The organism is Pseudomonas sp. B37(2017) (assembly GCF_002112885.1).
Taxonomy (GTDB): Bacteria; Pseudomonadota; Gammaproteobacteria; order Pseudomonadales; family Pseudomonadaceae; genus Aquipseudomonas; species Aquipseudomonas paraglycinae.
This window is the reverse complement of the sequence record NZ_NEIX01000001.1, coordinates 781526-800677: the sequence shown is the minus strand read 5'-3', so window position 1 is coordinate 800677 and position 19152 is coordinate 781526. Positions and strand designations below refer to the sequence as shown.

The 19152-nt window shown below is 63.0% G+C and carries 16 protein-coding genes; 10 read left to right on the top strand and 6 right to left on the bottom strand.

What is annotated here, in order from left to right:
* Positions 1–5 precede the first annotated feature (5 nt).
* A complete protein-coding gene (locus CAF90_RS03670) occupies positions 6–1925 on the top strand; it encodes a PAS domain-containing sensor histidine kinase (RefSeq protein ID WP_085603723.1) in 1920 nt (639 codons plus the stop codon).
* Positions 1926–1998: 73 nt separating this feature from the next.
* Positions 1999–2535, top strand: a complete 537-nt coding sequence (locus CAF90_RS03665) for a hypothetical protein (protein WP_007951411.1) — start codon at positions 1999–2001, stop codon at positions 2533–2535.
* Here CAF90_RS03665 and CAF90_RS03660 read toward each other — a convergent pair.
* The 4 genes from CAF90_RS03660 to CAF90_RS03645 form a co-directional block, all read right to left on the bottom strand.
* Positions 2434–3897 (bottom strand): sodium:proton antiporter, encoded by a 1464-nt coding sequence (locus tag CAF90_RS03660; RefSeq protein WP_085603719.1) that lies wholly within the window; start codon positions 3895–3897, stop codon positions 2434–2436. The two genes, CAF90_RS03665 and CAF90_RS03660, sit on opposite strands and share 102 nt — an antisense overlap.
* Positions 3898–3945: 48 nt before the next feature.
* Positions 3946–4557 carry a Yip1 family protein gene (locus tag CAF90_RS03655; RefSeq protein ID WP_085603717.1) on the bottom strand — a complete coding sequence of 204 codons (612 nt, stop codon included), beginning with the start codon at positions 4555–4557 and terminating at the stop codon, positions 3946–3948.
* A 90-nt stretch (positions 4558–4647) separates the two neighbouring features.
* The gene (locus CAF90_RS03650; RefSeq protein WP_085603714.1) at positions 4648–5505 is read right to left on the bottom strand and encodes a glucose 1-dehydrogenase; all 858 of its coding nucleotides are present in this window, start codon (positions 5503–5505) and stop codon (positions 4648–4650) included.
* 95 nt (positions 5506–5600) lie between these two features.
* Positions 5601–6749, bottom strand: coding sequence for a MalY/PatB family protein (locus CAF90_RS03645; protein ID WP_085603711.1), 1149 nt, complete (start codon positions 6747–6749; stop codon positions 5601–5603).
* Positions 6750–6968: 219 nt separating this feature from the next.
* On the opposite strand from CAF90_RS03645, the gene fdnG reads away from it, so the two are divergent.
* From fdnG to fdhE, 4 genes are read left to right on the top strand one after another with little or no spacing between them, the layout of a single operon-like run.
* A complete protein-coding gene (gene fdnG, locus CAF90_RS03635) occupies positions 6969–10034 on the top strand; it encodes a formate dehydrogenase-N subunit alpha (RefSeq protein ID WP_139834462.1) in 3066 nt (1021 codons plus the stop codon).
* Positions 10035–10048: 14 nt separating this feature from the next.
* Positions 10049–10984: a formate dehydrogenase subunit beta gene (fdxH, locus tag CAF90_RS03630; protein WP_085603705.1), complete on the top strand. Its 936-nt coding sequence runs from the start codon at positions 10049–10051 to the stop codon at positions 10982–10984.
* The gene (locus CAF90_RS03625) at positions 10981–11634 is read left to right on the top strand and encodes a formate dehydrogenase subunit gamma (protein ID WP_085603702.1); all 654 of its coding nucleotides are present in this window, start codon (positions 10981–10983) and stop codon (positions 11632–11634) included. Before fdxH ends, CAF90_RS03625 begins: the two co-directional genes overlap by 4 nt.
* 3 nt (positions 11635–11637) lie before the next feature.
* The gene (gene fdhE, locus CAF90_RS03620; RefSeq protein ID WP_085603699.1) at positions 11638–12564 is read left to right on the top strand and encodes a formate dehydrogenase accessory protein FdhE; all 927 of its coding nucleotides are present in this window, start codon (positions 11638–11640) and stop codon (positions 12562–12564) included.
* A 3-nt stretch (positions 12565–12567) separates the two neighbouring features.
* Here the strand turns inward: fdhE and CAF90_RS03615 are convergent, their stop codons facing one another.
* Both CAF90_RS03615 and CAF90_RS03610 read right to left on the bottom strand, forming a co-directional pair.
* Positions 12568–13899 (bottom strand): ATP-binding protein, encoded by a 1332-nt coding sequence (locus CAF90_RS03615; protein ID WP_085603696.1) that lies wholly within the window; start codon positions 13897–13899, stop codon positions 12568–12570.
* Entirely contained in the window at positions 13896–14621 is a 726-nt protein-coding gene (locus CAF90_RS03610; protein WP_064381617.1) for a response regulator, read from the bottom strand. Before CAF90_RS03610 ends, CAF90_RS03615 begins: the two co-directional genes overlap by 4 nt.
* A gap of 150 nt (positions 14622–14771) precedes the next feature.
* Here CAF90_RS03610 and CAF90_RS03605 point away from each other — a divergent pair, with 150 nt between their 5' ends.
* From CAF90_RS03605 to selB, 4 genes are read left to right on the top strand one after another with little or no spacing between them, the layout of a single operon-like run.
* Entirely contained in the window at positions 14772–15083 is a 312-nt protein-coding gene (locus CAF90_RS03605) for a hypothetical protein (RefSeq protein ID WP_007951398.1), read from the top strand.
* A 17-nt stretch (positions 15084–15100) separates the two neighbouring features.
* Complete coding sequence (locus CAF90_RS03600; RefSeq protein ID WP_085603692.1) at positions 15101–15781, top strand: DUF3313 domain-containing protein; 681 nt, start codon at positions 15101–15103, stop codon at positions 15779–15781.
* A 51-nt stretch (positions 15782–15832) separates the two neighbouring features.
* The gene (gene selA, locus CAF90_RS03595; protein WP_085603688.1) at positions 15833–17239 is read left to right on the top strand and encodes an L-seryl-tRNA(Sec) selenium transferase; all 1407 of its coding nucleotides are present in this window, start codon (positions 15833–15835) and stop codon (positions 17237–17239) included.
* On the top strand, positions 17236–19146 hold the full coding sequence (selB, locus tag CAF90_RS03590; protein WP_085603685.1) for a selenocysteine-specific translation elongation factor: 1911 nt from the start codon (positions 17236–17238) through the stop codon (positions 19144–19146). Before selA ends, selB begins: the two co-directional genes overlap by 4 nt.
* Positions 19147–19152 lie beyond the last annotated feature (6 nt).

The window sequence follows — 19152 nt, the reverse complement described above, 5'->3', positions numbered from 1 at the left end:
GCCTGATGAGCGAGAACAAGAAGTCCGCTGCGATCGAAGAGATGCGCTTTCGTTTGCTGATCGATGCGGTGGTTGATTATGCGATCTACATGATCGACCCCGAGGGGATCATTACCAGCTGGAACTCGGGCGCCAAGCGCTTCAAGGGATACGAAGAGGCGGAGATCCTCGGCGAACACTTTTTCCGGTTCTACACCGATGAAGACCGTGCCAACGGTTTACCGCAACGGGCGCTGGATACGGCGATCCGCGAGGGCCGGTTCGAGGGTGAAGGCTGGCGGGTACGCAAGGACGGCACGCATTTCTGGTGCCACGTGGTGATCGATCCGATTTTCAGCCCGAGCGGGCAACTACTCGGGTTTGCCAAGATCACCCGCGACCTGACCGACCGCAAGATGGCCGAAGAAACCCTCAAGCAGAGCGAACAACAGTTTCGTCTGCTGGTGCAGGGTGTCACCGACTATGCGATCTACATGCTCAGCCCCGAAGGCCGGGTGACCAACTGGAACCCCGGTGCCCAGCGGATCAAGGGTTACAAGCCGGATGAGGTCATCGGCAAGCATTTCTCGATGTTCTACACCCCGGAAGACCGTGAGGCCGGTGAACCCCAGCGTGCCCTGGAAACCGCGGTCCGCGAGGGCCGTTTCGAGAACAAGAGCTGGCCCCTGCGCAAGGATGGCACGCGGTTTCTGGCGCATGTGGTGGTCGATGCGATTCGCGGCGACACCGGCACCTTGCTCGGTTTTGCCAAGATCACCCGCGACGTGACCGAGGCTACCCAGGCGCAACAGGCTCTGGAGAAAACCCGTGAAGCGTTGTTCCAGGCGCAGAAAATGCAGGCTATCGGCCAACTCAGCGGCGGCATCGCCCATGACTTCAACAATCTGCTGACGGTGATTCTCGGCAACCTGGAAATCGTGCGCAAACGCGTGGGCGACGACCCTAAAGTCAGCCGTCTGCTGGAGAACGCCACGCAGGGCGCATTGCGCGGCGTGTCGCTGACCCAGCGCATGCTGGCCTTCGCCCGGCGTCAGGAGCTCAAGACCGAACCAATTGAAATCCCGAAACTGGTGCAGGGCATCACCGGGCTGTTGCGCAGCTCACTGGGGCCGGGGATTCGCATCGAAACGCAGTTTCCCGAAGACCTGCAAGCGGTGCTGGCCGACAGCAACCAACTGGAGCTTGCGGTGCTCAACCTGGCGACCAACGCCCGCGACGCCATGCCCGACGGCGGTAGCGTCACCATCAGTGCCGAACCCGAAGTGGTGCTTGAACAGCACGATTCGACAATGGCGGCCGGGCGCTATGTCTGCCTGAGGGTGACCGATACCGGTGAGGGTATGGACGCTGACACGCTGGCGTCGGCAACCGATCCGTTTTTCACCACCAAAGGCTTGGGCAAGGGCACCGGGCTGGGGTTGTCGATGGTTCATGGCTTCATCGAACAACTGGGCGGCCGCTTCATTCTGAAAAGCACCCAGGGGCAGGGCACCACCGCTGAACTGTGGTTGCCGGTGGCCGTCGACGGCGTTGTCGCCAAACCGCTTGGCCCGATGGTGTCCACCGATACAGTGCCGCGCCTCAGCGTACTGGTGGTGGACGACGACAGTCTGGTGCGCACCAGCACGGTCCTGCTGCTGGAAGACCTCGGCCATCGCGTGATCAGCGCCACCTCCGGTGCCCAGGCGCTGGAGCTGTTCGATCAGGGCGAGGTCATCGATCTGATGATCACCGACATGGCCATGCCGCAGATGAGCGGCGCGCAACTGGCTCATGCCGTGCGCCTGCTCAAGCCGGACCTGCCGATCATCCTCGCCACCGGTTATGCCGAGCGCCTCGAAGGTTTTGCAGCGGGCTTGCCGCGACTGTCGAAACCGTTCAATCAGCTGAATCTTGTAGAGATCATTGCCCAGTCGATGAAGTGAACCGGGGGCACAATCGGGCTGAACTTGTCCGAGACGTGACGCCTCCAAACGCTTTGTTTACGGAGCGCTTCCCGTGCCACGCATACTGACTCAACCGACCGCCGAAGAAACCCTGAACGAACATAACGCCAAAATGTTCGGTTCACCCAAGGAGCGGCTGGATTTCTACCGACGGGAAATCCAGTACGAAACCAGCATCCTGGCCAACCGCACCGACGCCTACCTGGCGGCGCAATCGTTTCTGGTGATTGCCTTCGCGTCCTGCATGGCCAACCTCAACCCCGAGTGGGGCAAGTTGTTCACCCTGGTGGTGCCACCGTTTCTGGCCTTGCTCGGCCTGCTCAGTTCGCTCAATGCCTGGCCGGGGATTCGTGCCGCCTACGACATCATCGATCATTGGCATTTCAAGCAGAGTGAATTGCTGCGCAGCGAACCCCTGATGGGCCTGGCGTATGACGAATCGCCGCTGTTCAGCGAAATGGAGTCGAGCCACAAGGGGTATCGCAAGTCACTGCTGTTTTCCATTCGTACGCCGTGGATCTTTGCCACGTTCTGGATGTTGCTCGGCAGCTATGCCTTCTACATTCAGGTGACCAACCCGGGCAGTTGAAGCACCACCGCGCTCTTCGGGTTTGCCCGGTTTTTGACGCCGCTCGTAGCGGGCGAGAATCGGCTGGGTGCTGACGCCGTGCAGCAGAATGCTCAGCGCCACGACCGACAGGGTCAGGTCGGTACACAGCGTGGCCACGCTGTCGCCCAGCCCATGGTTCAGCGCATAGAAGAGGTAGAACAGACTGCCGATGCCACGAATGCCGAACCAGCCGATCAGCAATCTTTGGCGTCCCGCCAATAGCGATCCCCACGGCATCAACCCCACACAGACGGGGCGAATGACACAGAACAGCACGCCGCCGACCAACAGCGCCCGCCAGTCCCAGTGACTGACCAGCACCACGCCCAGCAGGGTGACCAGAAACACCTCCATCGCCCGCTCGACCAGACCGCCGAAGGCGAGCATGTCGCCCATCATGATGCCGGCGGCCACCTGACTGTCTTCCAGTCGTTCGGTATCTCCGTGCACCGCGTGCTGCGGCTCGACGTTCTGATGGCCGACCACCGGTTGCACCAGATGCTCGGCGGGCGGTTGGTGGGCACCGGTGGATTTGACTTCCTCCTGCCGCAACCCCAGGCCGGCGGCGAACACCGACAGAAACCCGTAGCCACCAATGGATTCGGCCACCACGTAGGCCAGCGCGATCAACGCCAGCGCCAGATAGTCGTTGGGGCTGAGGGTGCTGTCATCGTTGCGGATGCGCAGTGACAAGGTCAGGCGGCCGATGCCGCGGCCCATCCAGTAACCGCAGAGCAATCCGGCGGGCACGGCCCAGAGCAGGCTGCGCAGCACCCAGTCGGGCCATTCGGCGGCAAAACCTTCACCGTTCAGCAGTAACAGGCCGAGGATCACGAAGGGAAAGGCTATCCCGTCATTGAGCCCGGCCTCACCGGACAGGCCGAACCGTACGCTGTCGACGTCCCGCGCATCGTTGACCTGCACCAGCGCCGCGAGCACCGGGTCGGTCGGGGCGAGGATCGAGCCGATCAGCAACGAAGGCCCCCACGGCATGTGCAGGCCAAAGTGCAACAGCAGGCACACGCCGATGATGGTCAAGACCATCACCGGGCCCGCCAGGCCGAATGCGATCCGCCAGCGCTTGTCGCGCAGCGGCAAACGCAGCTTCAAACCGCAGACGAACAGGGAAAACAGCACCGCGACTTCGGTCAGGTGTTCCATCCACTTAGAGGCTTTATCCAGCGGCAACTCCAGCAGATCAAGCCCGACCGGACCGATGCCGATACCCAGCAACAGGCACACCGCCGACGTCGTCACCGGCATCCAGCGCAGGTAGGACGACGTCAGGGCGAGGGTCAGCAGCACGGCGCCGAGCACGGCGACCCAAATGATGAAGGTCACGACGGGCAGCCCGCCGCGCCGGTTGGATGCCGCCGCGACATGACCGGCCTAGCTCACAGGTGTGCGCAGGTATTCCGGCGTCAGCACGTTGAACCACAGCAGAATCATCGACACCAACAACGTTACCAGCACCAGCAGCGCGACACCCCAGACGCTGGCCGAGTACAGCAGACCCTGTTCCTTGCGCTCGTGCATGAAGGTCGGCAGGCCGACGAACAACAGAAACGTCGAATAGATCGAGGCCGCGCCAAGCACCAGCACCGCCAGCCAGCGGCTCGGGTACAGGCCGGCGAGACCGGCAAGGAAAAACGGGGTGACGGTATACGCCGCGAAACCGATGCACTGGTTGAGCGTCGGCCGGGCATCGAAGGTCCGTGACATCCAGCGGATGAATCCGCCTATGATCGCCACGCCGACCACGATGGTGATGTAGAGCAGGACACTCAGCTGCAAGGCGCTGGCACTGCTGAGCCTGACGGTTTCACCCACAGCCAGGCTCCAGCCGACATACGTGGTGCCGATGAACAGGCACACCGCCGGGACGAGGGCCAGCAACAACAGGTGAGCCAGGTAATGACGCGGATGCGCCTCTTCTTCGCGGCGGATGTCGGTCCAGGCGAAGTTCGGCTGGGTGAAGAGCTTGACGATAGGTGCGGACATGACGACCTCCTGATCTCTCGCAACCCGAACGGGCCATGAAGGTATGGAGAGGCCGTCTTGCCCAGCGGTTCACTTTTTTCGGCAGACGGTTCAGAGCATCGGTTTGCCGCCGGTCACGCCATAGCGCTGGCCGGTGATGTAGCTGGCTTCATCCGACGCCAGCAGCACGTAGATCGGCGCGACTTCCACCGGCTGGCCGGGCCGCCCGAGTGGCGTGTGCTCGCCGAAGTTCTGCACTTCCTCATCCGGCATGGTCGAGACGATCAGGGGCGTCCAGATCGGCCCCGGTGCCACGCAGTTCACGCGGATCTCCCGCGGGCCGAGCATCTGCGCCAGTCCGCCGGTGAAATTGGCAATGGCGCCTTTGGTGGTGGCGTAGGCGAGCAGGGTGGCTTTGGGCATGTCCGAGTTGACCGAACTGGTGTTGATGATCGAAGCGCCGGGGCCCATGTGTTTGATGGCGGCCTGACACAGGCGGAAGATCGCGGTGATGTTGACGTCGAAGGTCATCACCCATTCGTCGTCGGGAATCTCCTCGAAAGTTTCGTGGGTCATCTGGAAGGCCGCGTTGTTGACCAGCACGTCGACGCGGCCGAAGCGCTCGACAGTTTGATCCACCAACGCCTGGCACTGGGCTTTCTGGGCAATATCACCGGGCAGCAACAGGCACTGGCGACCGGCCTGCTCGACCCAGCGCGCAGTTTCCTTGGCATCTTCATGTTCATTCAGATAGGCGACCGCTACGTCAGCACCTTCGCGGGCGAAGGCAATGGCCACCGCACGGCCGATGCCGCTGTCGGCACCGGTGATCAGGGCGATCTTGCCGGCCAGCCGACCGGAGCCGGTGTAGCTTTGCTCGCCGCAATCGGGGTAGGGCTCCATCTTGCGCTGGGAGCCAGGAACCGCTTGCGCCTGTTTCGGGAACGGGGGTTTTGGATAGTCAGTCATCGTCAATCTCCGGGTCTCAGGGCAGGTAGGCCGGTTGACCCGGCCCGTTTGCGGTGAGTTCGATCGGATTGACGCTTGGGTTCGCCCTGACTTGATTACCGGGACTTGAGGGCTTGCTCCATTCGCGCAATGCCTTCTTCCAGCATCGAACGCGGACAGCCGAAGTTCAGGCGCACGAACTGCTGGCTGTGATCGCCAAAATCCAGGCCCGGGCTGAGGCCGACGCGGGCGTGGTCCAGGAAGAATTTCTGCGGGTCGTCCAGATCCAGCGCCGAGCAGTCGAGCCAGGCCAGATACGTGCCTTGCGGCACATTGATGGTCACGCCGGGCAAGCGGTTGCGCACGGCGTCCACCAGCCAGTCACGGTTGGCTTGCAGGTAGTGTTTCAGCGCTTCAAGCCATGGGCCGGCCTCGCTGTAGGCCACGCGCGTGGCTTCCATGCCCAGCGGGTTGACGCTGTCGACCATCCCGCAGCGGGCGTGGTTGACGCGTTCGCGCAGGGCGGCGTCCTGGATGATCATGAACGAGGTCTTGAGGCCGGCAATGTTGTAGGCCTTGCTCGCCGACATCAGGGTGATGGTGCGCCGGGCGATTTCCGGGCTCAGGGAGGCGGTCGGAATGTGTACGCGGCCGTCGTAGCACAGCTCGGCGTGGATCTCGTCGGAGATGATCCAGGCATCCTGCGCCATGCAGATGTCCGCCACCGCTTGCAGTTCTTCACGGCCAAAGACCTTGCCGATCGGGTTGTGCGGGTTGCTCAGCAGCAGGGCGCCGCCACCGGTCAGGGATTCACGCAGTGCGTCCAGCGGGGTGGCGTAGCTGCCGTCGGCCTGGGCGTTGAATTCCAGCTCGACCTTGTTCAGCCCCCAATGGCCCGGTGCATGGCGCAGCGGCGGGTAGTTCGGGGTTTGCACCACGACGTTCTGCTGCGGTTGCACCAGCGCCTTGAGCGCCATGTTGAAACCCGATTCGACACCTGGCAGGAAGATCAGCTCCTGCGTTTTGACCCGCCAGGCGAACTTGTTCCAGAGGTCGGCGACGATGGCCTCGCGCAGGTTGTCCTGGGCCACGCTGTAGCCAACCAATGGGTGCAACAGGCGTTGTTGCAGCGCCTCGATGACCACCGGCGGCGCGGCGAAATCCATGTCAGCGACCCACATCGGCAACACGTCGGCCGGGTAGCGGCTCCACTTGGTGCTGCCGGTGTCGTGGCGGTCGAATACCTGATCAAAATCGAAAGTCATGCGCGGTCTCTGAAGGCGGAGATGGGTCGTGCCGGCGATGATAAACCCCCATCCCCTGTGGGCGCGAACTTGTGACCGATGAATGGCCGACGGTCGGTTTTTACACAGACGACCGGGGCGTTGTCTACAGTGAAAAAGTCGGCACTCGTCTGCCGCAACCGTGGTTGTCCAGAACAAACCCGGCTCAAGTACCGGGTTCCACCTGATCAGGAGTGCACGATGGATCTCAGCCGTCGTCAGTTCTTCAAGGTCGCCGGTATCGGCCTTGCAGGCTCTAGCCTGGGCGCGTTGGGCATGGCCCCGACGCAGGCCTTCGCCGAGCAGGTGCGCCACTTCAAGCTTGCCCACACCCATGAAACCCGCAACACCTGCCCGTATTGCTCGGTCGGTTGCGGCTTGATCATGTACAGCCAGGGCGATGCCGCGAAGAACGTTGCGCAAAACATCATCCATATCGAGGGCGACGCCGACCACCCGGTCAACCGCGGCACTTTGTGCCCGAAAGGCGCCGGCCTGCTGGACTTCATTCACAGCCCCGGCCGCTTGCAGTACCCGCAGGTGCGCAAGCCCGGCAGCAGCGAATGGACCCGGATCACCTGGGACGAAGCCCTCGACCGCGTCGCCGACCTGATGAAGGCCGACCGCGATGCCAATTTCGTCGAGCAGAACGCGCAAGGGCAGACAGTGAATCGCTGGCTGACCACCGGATTCCTCGCGGCGTCGGCGGCGTCCAACGAAGCGGGTTACATCACCCACAAGGTGGTGCGCAGTCTCGGCATGCTGGGGTTCGATAACCAGGCGCGTGTCTGACACGGTCCGACGGTGGCAAGTCTTGCCCCGACGTACGGCCGTGGAGCCATGACCAACACCTGGACCGATATCGCCAACGCGAATCTGATCCTGGTGATGGGGGGCAACGCAGCAGAAGCCCATCCTTGCGGCTTCAAATGGGTGACCGAAGCCAAGGCGCACAACGCCGCGCGGCTGATTGTGGTCGATCCGAGGTTTACCCGGACCGCGTCCGTGGCCGATTACTACGCGCCGATCCGCACCGGCAGCGACATCGCGTTCATGGGCGGGCTGATCAATTACCTGCTGACCGAGGACAAGATCCAGCACGAATACGTGCGCAACTACACCGACGTGTCGTTCATCGTCAGAGCCGGTTTCGGCTTCGAGGACGGACTGTTCACCGGCTACGACGCGGCCAAACGCAGCTACACCGACAAATCCACCTGGGGTTACGAACTGGGGGATGACGGCTTCGTCAAAGTCGACCCGACCCTGCAGGACCCCCGCTGCGTCTATCAACTGATGAAGCAGCATTACAGCCGCTACAACATCGACCTGGCGAGCCAGATCTGCGGCATGCCGGTCGATGCAATGAAAAAGATCTGGGAGGAAATCGCAACTTGCTCGGCACCGGGCAAGACCATGACGATTCTTTATGCACTGGGCTGGACCCAGCACTCGATCGGCTCGCAGATCATCCGCAGCGCAGCGATGGTGCAACTGTTGCTGGGCAACGTCGGCATGCCCGGCGGCGGGGTCAACGCCTTGCGCGGGCACTCGAATATTCAGGGCCTGACCGACCTCGGCCTGCTGTCCAACGCGCTGCCGGGTTACCTGACCCTGCCGACCGACGCCGAGCAGGATTACGCGGCCTACATCCATAAACGCACGCAAGTACCGCTACGTCCGGGGCAATTGTCCTACTGGCAGAACTACAGCAAGTTCCACGTCAGCCTTATGAAAGCCTGGTACGGCGCCAATGCCACCGCCGAAAACCAATGGGCCTACAACTACTTGCCGAAGCTCGACATCCCCAACTACGACATCCTCAAGGTGTTCGATCTGATGGGGCAGGGCAAGGTCAATGGCTACATGTGCCAGGGCTTCAACCCGATTGCCGCGTTGCCGGACAAGAACCGGGTGATGGCGGCACTGGCCAAACTGAAATGGCTGGTGGTGATGGACCCGCTGGCCACCGAAACCTCGCAGTTCTGGGAACACGTCGGGCCGTTCAACGATGTGAAGAGCGCTGACATCCAGACTGAAGTGATCCGCCTGCCGACCACCTGTTTTGCCGAAGAGGACGGCTCGCTGGTCAACAGCAGCCGCTGGCTGCAATGGCACTGGAAAGGTGCCGACGGCCCCGGCGAGGCGCGCACCGACGTGCAGATCATGAGTGCACTGTTCCTGCGCCTGCGTGAGCGCTATCAGGCCGAGGGCGGCAAATTCGCCGATCCGCTGTTGAAACTGTCGTGGCCGTACAAGATCGCCGAAGAACCCTCGCCGGAAGAGATCGCCAAAGAGGTCAACGGCTACGCCACCACTGACTTCACCGACGCCACGGGTGCGGCGATCAAGGGCAATTCGCAACTGGCCGGGTTCGCCCAGCTCAAGGATGACGGCAGCACCGCGTCCGGCTGCTGGATCTTCTGCGGCAGCTGGACCGAAGCCGGCAACCAGATGGCCCGCCGCGACAACAACGACCCTTACGGCATGCATCAGCATCAGGGCTGGGCGTGGGCCTGGCCGGCCAACCGGCGGATTCTGTACAACCGCGCCTCGGCGGACGTCGCGGGCAAGCCGTGGGATCCGAAAAAACGCCTGGTCTGGTGGAACGGCAAGACGTGGGGCGGTACCGACGTGCCGGACTACAAGGCCGACGTGCCGCCGGAAGCCGGGATGAACCCGTTCATAATGAACCCCGAAGGCGTGGCGCGGTTCTTCGCCGTCGACAAGATGAACGAAGGGCCATTCCCCGAGCATTACGAGCCGTTCGAAACGCCGATCGGCATCAACCCGCTGCATCCGGACAACAAGAAAGCCACCAGCAACCCGGCGGCGCGGATCTTCGATTCGGTGTGGGACAGCCTCGGCGTGGCCAAGGATTACCCGTACGCCGCCACCAGCTACCGGCTGACCGAGCACTTCCACTTCTGGAGCAAGCACTGCAAGTTGAACGCGATTGCCCAACCCGAGCAGTTCGTGGAAATCGGCGAAGTGCTGGCCAAGGAGAAGGGCATCGCTGCCGGCGACCGGGTGCGGGTCAGCTGCAAACGCGGGTTCATTGAAGCGGTGGCGGTGGTGACCAAAAGGATCCGGCCGTTGCAGGTCAACAATCAGGTGGTGCACCAGATCGGCATTCCGCTGCACTGGGGTTTCACCGGCCTGACGCGCCACGGTTACCTGACCAACACCCTGGTGCCGTTCCTCGGCGATGGCAATACACAGACCCCGGAATCCAAGTCATTCCTGGTCAACGTGGAGAAGCTCTGATGGAGAATCTTTAGATGGCCAGCCAAGACATCATTGCCCGCTCGGCCACCACGACCCCGGCGCCTTCGATACGCGGCCAGGAACAGGTGGCCAAGCTGATCGACACCACCAAATGCATCGGTTGCAAGGCGTGTCAGGTCGCGTGCTCGGAATGGAACGAGCTGCGCGACGAGGTCGGCCACAACCACGGCACCTACGACAATCCGCAGGATCTGAGCGCCGATTCATGGACGCTGATGCGCTTCACCGAGCACGAAACCGACGCCGGTAACCTCGAATGGCTGATCCGCAAGGACGGCTGCATGCACTGCGCCGAGCCCGGTTGCCTGGCGGCGTGCCCCAGCCCCGGAGCAATCATCAAGCACGCCAACGGCATCGTCGATTTCGATCAGGACCACTGCATCGGCTGCGGTTATTGCATCACCGGTTGCCCGTTCAACATCCCGCGCATTTCGCAAAAAGATCACAAGGCCTACAAATGCACCCTGTGTTCGGACCGGGTGGCGGTGGGGCTGGAACCGGCCTGCGTGAAAACCTGCCCGACCGGCGCCATCGTGTTCGGCACCAAGGACGACATGAAGACCCACGCTGCCGAACGCATCGTCGACCTGAAAAGCCGTGGTTTCGACAACGCTGGCCTGTATGACCCGGCAGGCGTCGGCGGCACCCACGTCATGTACGTGCTGCACCACGCCGACACCCCGAAAATTTACGCCGGTCTGCCGGACAATCCCGAGATCAGTCCGCTGGTGGGCCTGTGGAAAGGCATCAGCAAACCGCTGGCGTTGCTGGCCATGGGCGCGGCGGTGCTGGCCGGGTTCTTCCATTACGTGCGGATCGGCCCGAACCGGGTCGAGGAAGATGAACATCCCGAACCGCCCGACACCTCGGTGCACGTCGTCGATCCGGCGGTGCACACCTTCGACCCACGCGAGGAGGGCCGGCCATGAGCAACAAGACGATCCTGCGCTACACCGCCAACCAACGCACCAATCACTGGCTGGTGGCGATCCTGTTCTTCATGGCCGGGCTGTCGGGGCTGGCGTTGTTTCATCCGTCGATGTTCTGGCTGACCCACCTGTTTGGCGGCGGGCCGTGGACGCGGATCCTGCACCCGTTCATGGGCGTGCTGATGTTCGTGTTCTTCCTTGGCCTGGTGTTCCGTTTCTGGCGCTCGAACTTCTTCATCGACAACGACTGGAAGTGGCTGCGACGCATTGACCGGGTGCTGGTCAACGACGAGGAAACCGTGCCGGCGGTGGGCAAGTACAACGCCGGGCAAAAGCTGCTGTTCTGGACTTTACTGCTGTGCATGCTCGGATTGCTGTTCACGGGACTGGTGATCTGGCGCGCATATTTCAGTCATTACTTCGGCATCACCACGATCCGCTGGGCGATGTTGCTGCACGCTCTGGCGGGGTTTGTGCTGATCCTGAGCATCATCGTTCACATCTATGCCGGGATCTGGATCAAGGGCTCGGTGGACGCAATGATGCACGGATGGGTCAGTCGCGCCTGGGCCAGGAAACACCATGCACTCTGGTATCGCGAGGTGGAAAGCAAAAATCCGCCAGAGCGACCGGTCACGAAAAAGGGCTGACAGTTGCCAACCATCCTCGAACCCGGAGAAATCGAAGCGGCGGCCAGTTCGCCGCCGTTTCTGCACCTGCCGCCGCACAACCTGTTCATGCTGCGCGCCCAGCGTCTGGAACGTTTGGCCGAAGGGCATCCGCTGGCCGATTACCTGCGCTTGATTGCCGGTTTGTGCCGGGTCCAGCAGCAGATCCTCGATGATCCGCCCTCGACCGCGCCGCTTGATGAACAGCGGCTGGAAGTCTGTCGGCAACACGGCATGCCGCCGTTCGCCGCCGACACCCTGATTCGCGAAGACGCCTGGCAGCTTTATCTCGAAGCCTTGCTCCAGCGCTATGTCGCTCCCGAACAACCAGCGGTGGTCGAAGCTGTGACCAAACTGCGTATTGCCAGCCCCGGCCAGTTGCGCGCCTGGGCGGTGGCGCTGGTCAGCGGCCAGTATTCGCTGGTGCCGGCGGCGCTGGTGCCGTTTCTCGGGGCGGCATTGCAAGCGGCGTGGAGTCACTGGCTGCTCAGCGCACCAAACCTGCAACTGACGCCCGGCGACAGCCTCAGCCAGTGCCCGGCCTGTGGCTCGCCGGCCATGGCCGGGGTGATCCGCCATCGCGGCAAGCACAACGGCCTGCGTTATCTGGTGTGTTCGCTGTGCGCCTGCGAATGGCATGTGGTGCGGGTCAAGTGCGTGTATTGCGAGCAGAGCAAAGGGCTTGAATACCTGAGCCTCGAGGATGACCGCCACGGCGCCAATCAGGCGCCGTTGCGCGCCGAAGTCTGTCCGGGCTGCAACAGCTACCTGAAGTTGCTGTATCTGGAGAACGACGGGGAGGGCGAGGCGCTGTCGGCGGATCTGGGCAGCCTGTTGCTCGACATGCGCCTGGCTCAGGACGGTTATCAGCGTCTGGCGCCGAATCTGTTGCTGGCGCCCGGCGACGAATAAGCCTCAGCGATGCGGCAGCTCAACCCGTGCGCGCAAGCCGCCGCTGCGGCGATTGCGCAGACTCAGCTCGCCACCCTGTTCCCGAATGATCCCCCGTGCCGCCGAGAGACCCAGCCCGACGCCGCCGGTGTCGCGGTTGCGCGAGGTCTCGAGTCGGAAGAACGGATCGAACACCCGCTCCAGCGCGTCCTCGGGAATTCCCGGCCCCTCGTCAATGACCTCGATGCGAATCGATGCGTCATCGCAACTGAGCACCACACTCGGGCGCTGTCCGTATTTCACGGCGTTATCCAGCAGATTGACGATGACCCGTTTGATGCCCAGCGGCCGGCCGTCGTACACCACGTGTGCCGGACCGATGAAACCAATGTCGATGTGCTGATCGCGGTAGTCATCGACGATGGTTTGCAGCAACTCCGACAGATCGAACGCGGTGGATTGCTCCAGGTGAGTGTCTTCCCGGAAGAACGCCAGGGCGGCGTTGATCATCGATTGCATTTCCTCGATGTCGCGGATCAGTTTGCCCTGATGGTCGAGGTCTTCCATGAATTCGCTGCGCAGACGCATCCGGGTCAGCGGGGCGCGCAAGTCGTGGGAGATGGCGGCGAGCATGTGGGTGCGTTCGCCAATGAAATGCTGGATCTGCGCCTGCATCGTGTTGAAGGCGACGATGGCCTGACGGATTTCGTGCGGGCCTTCGAGATGGATCGGCGGCGCTTTCAGGTCCCCACCAAAACGCCGCGCCGCATGGGCAAAGCGCTGTAACGGCTGGGCCAGTTGGCGTGTGGCCAGCCAGGCGACCAACAACGTGGCGACCAGCCCCAGGGCAACGATCACGGCAATCCGCACGTTCAGACTCAAGCCCCAACTGCGCTCCGGCGGCGTGAACGACAGCCAGCTGTCATCCGCCAACCGCACCAGCGCCATGTAATGCGCGCTAGGGCTGCCGGCGGGCCAGTCGTCGGGGTTGAACACGTCGATCTGCCGGTCATCGCCAAGCAATTGCCGCAGCGCCGGGATCTTTCCTGCCTCGACTTGCGCGCCTTCCCCCGGCAGACCGAAGTCGACTCGACGGGGTTTCCACAACACCTCAAGCATCGGGCTGCTGGCGGCGCTGGCCAGTTGCGGGCGCAAGCTTGCCGGCGCTGCTTCGATCACTCGGGTAGTGGCGGCGATCTGTTCAAGCAGCCCGGTGCGCTCGATCGGCGGCCGGGCCCAGATGCCGGCGACCTGAACGAACAGCGCATTGAGCAGCAGCGAAGCGAGCATGGCCGCGACGATTGTCAGGGCAATCCGCCGGCTGAGGGTGTCGCGCCGCAGCATCCGGCCGATCATGAGCGGCTGACCTTGGCGGTGAACATGTAGCCGCCGTTGCGCACGGTACGGATCAGGTCCGGGCGTTTGCTGTCCGGTTCGATCTTGCGCCGCAGCCGGCTGATCTGCACGTCGATGCTGCGGTCATAGGCGTCGTGGCCCTGACCGTGGGTCAGGTCTATCAGTTGTTCGCGGGTCAGGATGCGTTGCGGGTGTTCGAGCAGCACCAGCAGCAGGTCGAATTCGCCAGCGGACATCGGAATCATCACGCCGTCGGGCGAGCGCAGTTCACGGCAGGTGATGTCCAGATGCCAACCGGCGAAGGCCATGACCGGCCGTGAAGGCTCGGTGCCGGACGGCGTGTTCTCACCGACCCGACGTTGCAGGGCGCGCACCCGGGCCAGCAACTCCTGCGGGGCGAAGGGTTTGGTCAGGTAGTCGTCGGCGCCCAATTCCAGGCCGACGATCCGGTCGCTCAGCTCGGCCATGGCCGTGAGCATGATGATCGGGATGCCCATCTGCGCCCGGACCTTCTGGCACAGGCTAAGGCCGCCTTCGCCGGGCAGCATCAGGTCGAGGATGATCGTGTCCGGCCGCGCCTGCGCAATGGCCGCCCACATGGCCTCGCCATGGGCGGCGACATCGACCTGATAACCGTGCTGAACGAAGAACTTCTTCAGCAAGGACAGAATTTCCCCGTCGTCATCGACGATCAGCAATCTGCTCACGTTTGCGCAATCCATGAACCCAAAAAGAAGCGCATCTAAAACCATTTCGATGCGCCGGTCATATATTTCAATCCTGCAACATTCCTTCAGCGCGGACATCAGCCGGACATCGTCGGGCAAACATCCGCAGGCACTCTGCACGCCTTCCAACCAAGGGGGCTCAACATGAAGGACATGAACAGCGGCTACATCACCCGGGACCATGGCGCCGTGCGCCCGTTGATCCTGACCCAGCGCACCACCGCACCGGGCCCGGACACGCCGATCCTGTTCCAGGAGACGTGCCTGGGGCTGGCCAACGATCAGAGTCAGTTGATCCTGCGCCGCTATTTCGAACGGTTCAGCCCGACCGAGGCCCATTGGGTCGAATACCTGCACACGATTCCTACCGCCGAATTCATCCAATGGATCATGACCCACGGCCAGTTGCGCATCGAATGCTCCGATAACACCCCGCACAACCACGTCCACGCCTGAAAAAGGAAACACCCTCGATGAGTAACCATCGCTCACTGGCCGTGTTGTTTGCCGCCACCCTCAGCCTGTCGGCGTGCAGCAGCAAGAAGCTACCGGCGGAGCCGCAGGCCGGGTTTCTCCGGGATTACAGCGTGCTCAAGGAAGGGCAGACTGCTTCGGGGCAGAAGATTCTGAGTTGGGTCAGCCCGACTCTGGCGAGGGGCCGTTACACCCAGGTTTACCTGGCGCCGAGCGAGTTTTATCCACGGCCCCAGCCTTCGCAGCGTATTCCGCAAAGCACCTTGTCGGGCGTGACGCATTACTACGATGCAGCCCTCAGACTGGAGCTGGGCAAGGTGCTGCCGCTGGCATCGAAACCCGGCCCGAACACGTTGATCGTCAAACCGGCCATCACCCAGGTTGCCGCCAGTACTCAGGGCCTGCGTTTTTATGAATGGCTGCCGGTGACGCTGGTCGCGGCCGGTGTGAGCACCGCTACAGGCATTCGTGACCGGGACAGTGAGATCGCCACGGAAGTGTCCTTCGAGGACGGTTCGACCGGGGAGGTCGTGGCCGAGGTGGTGCGCAAGGGCAAGGGCGTGCCGCTGGAGAACGACAAACAGGTCATGACGCCCGATAACGTCAAGGCCGTACTCGATGGCTGGGCCACGGACCTGAGTCAAACCTATGTGCCGGTTCAGAGGGCCGCGCTGCGCTAGAAGCAGGGTGGTCTAACATCATCAGGCGTATTTCGATTTCGGGAGTGCCTGATGTCCGTAAGTGTTGCCCTGCGGTTACCGTCGATTGACAGCCTGTTGCGCCACCCGGCGTGCCAGCCATTGGCCGAGCGTTATGGGCGTGAGGCGCTGTTGACGGGGTTTCGCCAGTTACTGGATGACTTGCGCGAAGCCGTGGTGGCGGGGCAACTGACCGCCGTTGAAATCAGCCCTGAAGCGCTGGCCGGGAGAGTCGCCGAACGTCTGGCGCTGAAGCAGCGCAGCCAGGTGCGCCGGGTGTTCAATCTGACCGGCACCGTGCTGCACACCAACCTCGGCCGGGCCTTGTTGCCCGAAGAAGCCATTGAAGCGGTGCAACTGGCGGCGCGCTATCCCTTGAATCTGGAGTTCGATCTGGCCAGCGGCAAGCGCGGTGACCGCGACGACCTGATCGAAGGCCTGATCCGCGAACTGACCGGCGCCGAAGCCGTGACCGTGGTCAACAACAATGCCGCCGCCGTGCTGCTGACCCTCAACAGCCTCGGCGCGCGCAAGGAAGGCATCATTTCCCGGGGCGAGCTGATCGAGATCGGCGGCGCGTTCCGCATCCCCGACATCATGAGCCGCGCCGGCGTGCGCCTGCACGAGGTCGGCACCACCAATCGCACCCACGCCCGCGACTACGAGGCGGCAATCAGCCCACGCAGTGGCCTGATCATGCGCGTGCACGCGAGCAATTACAGCATCGAAGGCTTCACCGCCCGGGTTCCGACCTCCGAACTGGCGACATTGGCCCATCGGCATGATCTGCCATTGCTGGAAGATCTTGGCAGCGGCAGCCTGCTGGACCTGACCCGCTGGGGTCTGCCGGCGGAACCGACGGTGCGTCAGGCGCTGCTCGATGGCGCCGACATCGTCACCTTCAGCGGCGACAAATTGCTCGGCGGGCCGCAGGCGGGAGTGATCGTCGGGCGCAAGGACCTGATCGCGAAGATCAAGAAGAACCCGCTGAAACGCGCGTTGCGGGTCGACAAACTCACCCTGGCCGCACTCGAAGCCGTGCTCGGACTCTATCGCAACCCGGATCGGCTGGCCGAGCGCTTGCCGAGCCTGCGCCTGCTGACCCGCCCGCAAGCCGAGATTCTGGCCCAGGCCGAACGTTTGCAACCGGCCTTGTCCGAGTTGTTGGGCGAGGGTTGGACCGTCTCGGCGGAGCCCGCGTTGGGCATGATCGGCAGCGGCAGCCAACCGGTGGCGCGTCTGCCAAGCGCGGCATTGTGCCTGCGCCCGCAAGTATCGAAGCGCCTGCGCGGGCGTTGTTTGCTCAATCTTGAGGCCGCGCTGCGCGCGTTGCCGATCCCGGTGCTCGGGCGTATCGATGACGATGCGCTTTGGCTGGATCTGCGGCAACTCGACGATGAGCCGGCGTGGCAGGCGCAACTCGGGCAGTTGCAAACGTGATCGTCGGCACGGCAGGGCACATCGACCACGGCAAGACGTCACTGCTCGAAGCGCTGACCGGGCAAACCGGCGACCGCCGCCCGCAGGAGCGCGAACGCGGGATGACCATCGACCTTGGTTATCTGTACGCAGAACTGGCGCCCGGCGCCGGGCTGACCGGTTTCATCGACGTGCCGGGCCACGAGAAATTCACCCACAACATGCTGGCCGGAGCCCAAGGCATCGATCTGGTGTTGCTGGTAGTGGCGGCGGATGACAGCGTGATGCCGCAGACCCGCGAACATCTGGCGATAGTCGAGCTGCTGGGCATTCCACGGGCGCTGGTGGCAATTACCAAGTGCGACCGGGTCGAGGCGGGCAGGGTAGAAGAGGTCCGCCGGCAAGTTGAAAGCCTGCTGGCAACCGGGCCCTATGCCGAAGCACCGTTGCTGATGGTTTCCAGCGTGACGGGCGTGGGCGTCGATGCGCTGCGCCAGACATTGCTGGAGATAGACGCAGAGGAGCGCAGTCGCGAAGGCGGGTTTCGCCTGGCCATCGACCGCGCGTTCAGTGTCGCCGGCGCCGGTATCGTGGTGACGGGGACGGCGCTTTCGGGCTCGGTTGCGATCGGTGACAAACTCAGCCTCGGCCCGGCGGGCAAAACCGTGCGGGTCAGGGGCCTGCACGCGCAGAATCAAGCCGCCGAACAAGCCTTCGCCGGCCAGCGTGTGGCCCTGAACATCAGCGCGGATCGTCTGGAACTCGGGCAGATCCATCGCGGCCAATGGTTGCTCGCCGAATGGCTGCACGCACCGACCCAGCGGCTGGATATCGAATTCCGGCTGCTGTCGGGCGAGCGGGTTTTCCAGCACTTCCAGCCAGTGCACCTGCACCTCGGCACGCAGGACGTGATCGCCCGGGTCGCCTTGCTGGAGGGTTCAAGCCTGGCACCTGGCGAGCGCATGTTTGCGCAACTGCTGACCAACGTCCCGGTGCACGGCGTCCACGGTGATCCGCTGATCCTGCGTGACGCCAGCGCCCAGCGAACGCTCGGCGGCGGGCGTGTGCTCGATCCTTTCGCCCCGGCCCGCCAACGGCGCAGCCCGGAACGGCTGGCGCAACTGCGTGTGCTGGCGATCAGCTCCGAGCTGGAACAGGCTTTACCGACGCTGCTGGAATACAGCGAAAGCGGCCTCGATCCGCAGCGCCTGGAGCGCCAGTTCAATCGTCCGCGTGACAGTTGGTCACTGCCGGAAAACGTTCGCCTGATCGAAACCCGTCAGGGCCCGGTGCTGTTCAATGCGCAGCGCTGGGGCATGCTCAAGTTCACTTTGCTGGAACAGCTGGCGCGCTTTCATGAGCTGGAGCCCGATCAGATGGGCCCGGACCGCGACCGTCTGCGGCGTTTCAGCGGTTTGAGCCTCGAACGCGCGACCTTCATCAGCCTGCTGGAAGAACTGCTCGGCGCCGGTTCACTGGTCGCCAGCGGCCCGTGGCTGCATTTGCCAGATCATCAGGTGCGCCTGAGCGCCGACGACGAAACCCTGTGGCAGGCGCTGCAGCCATTGTTCGAGCAGGCTGGTTTCGATCCGCCGTGGGTTCGTGATGTGGCGAAAGTCGTCGGTCAGGAAGATGCGATCGTGCGTTTGCTGCTGCGCAAACTGGCGCGCCTCGGCGTGATGCATCAAGTGGTGCGCGACCTGTTTGTCACCGACATCACGCTGCGGCAAATGGCAGCAGTCCTGCTGCGCCTGGCCGAAGAAAATCCACAGATCGAAGTCACGGCATTCCGCGATGCGCTAGGCTTGGGACGCAAGCGCAGTATTCAGATCCTCGAATACTTCGATCGGCTGGGCCTGACCCGGCGCGTCGGCGAAGGCCGGCAAATCCGTACCGACAGTACGCTGGCCAACCCCGGCGCCGACTGAGTTCAA

What these genes read in the sequence shown, in the direction of transcription:
- CAF90_RS03670 (WP_085603723.1), top strand. Translation starts at nt 6, where the DNA reads ATGAGCGAGAACAAGAAGTCCGCTGCGATCGAAGAGATGCGCTTTCGT.
- CAF90_RS03655 (WP_085603717.1), bottom strand. Translation starts at nt 4,557, where the DNA reads ATGTCCGCACCTATCGTCAAGCTCTTCACCCAGCCGAACTTCGCCTGG.
- CAF90_RS03650 (WP_085603714.1), bottom strand. Translation starts at nt 5,505, where the DNA reads ATGACTGACTATCCAAAACCCCCGTTCCCGAAACAGGCGCAAGCGGTT.
- CAF90_RS03645 (WP_085603711.1), bottom strand. Translation starts at nt 6,749, where the DNA reads ATGACTTTCGATTTTGATCAGGTATTCGACCGCCACGACACCGGCAGC.
- fdxH (WP_085603705.1), top strand. Translation starts at nt 10,049, where the DNA reads ATGGCCAGCCAAGACATCATTGCCCGCTCGGCCACCACGACCCCGGCG.
- CAF90_RS03625 (WP_085603702.1), top strand. Translation starts at nt 10,981, where the DNA reads ATGAGCAACAAGACGATCCTGCGCTACACCGCCAACCAACGCACCAAT.
- CAF90_RS03615 (WP_085603696.1), bottom strand. Translation starts at nt 13,899, where the DNA reads ATGATCGGCCGGATGCTGCGGCGCGACACCCTCAGCCGGCGGATTGCC.
- CAF90_RS03610 (WP_064381617.1), bottom strand. Translation starts at nt 14,621, where the DNA reads ATGGATTGCGCAAACGTGAGCAGATTGCTGATCGTCGATGACGACGGG.
- CAF90_RS03605 (WP_007951398.1), top strand. Translation starts at nt 14,772, where the DNA reads ATGAAGGACATGAACAGCGGCTACATCACCCGGGACCATGGCGCCGTG.
- CAF90_RS03600 (WP_085603692.1), top strand. Translation starts at nt 15,101, where the DNA reads ATGAGTAACCATCGCTCACTGGCCGTGTTGTTTGCCGCCACCCTCAGC.
- selA (WP_085603688.1), top strand. Translation starts at nt 15,833, where the DNA reads ATGTCCGTAAGTGTTGCCCTGCGGTTACCGTCGATTGACAGCCTGTTG.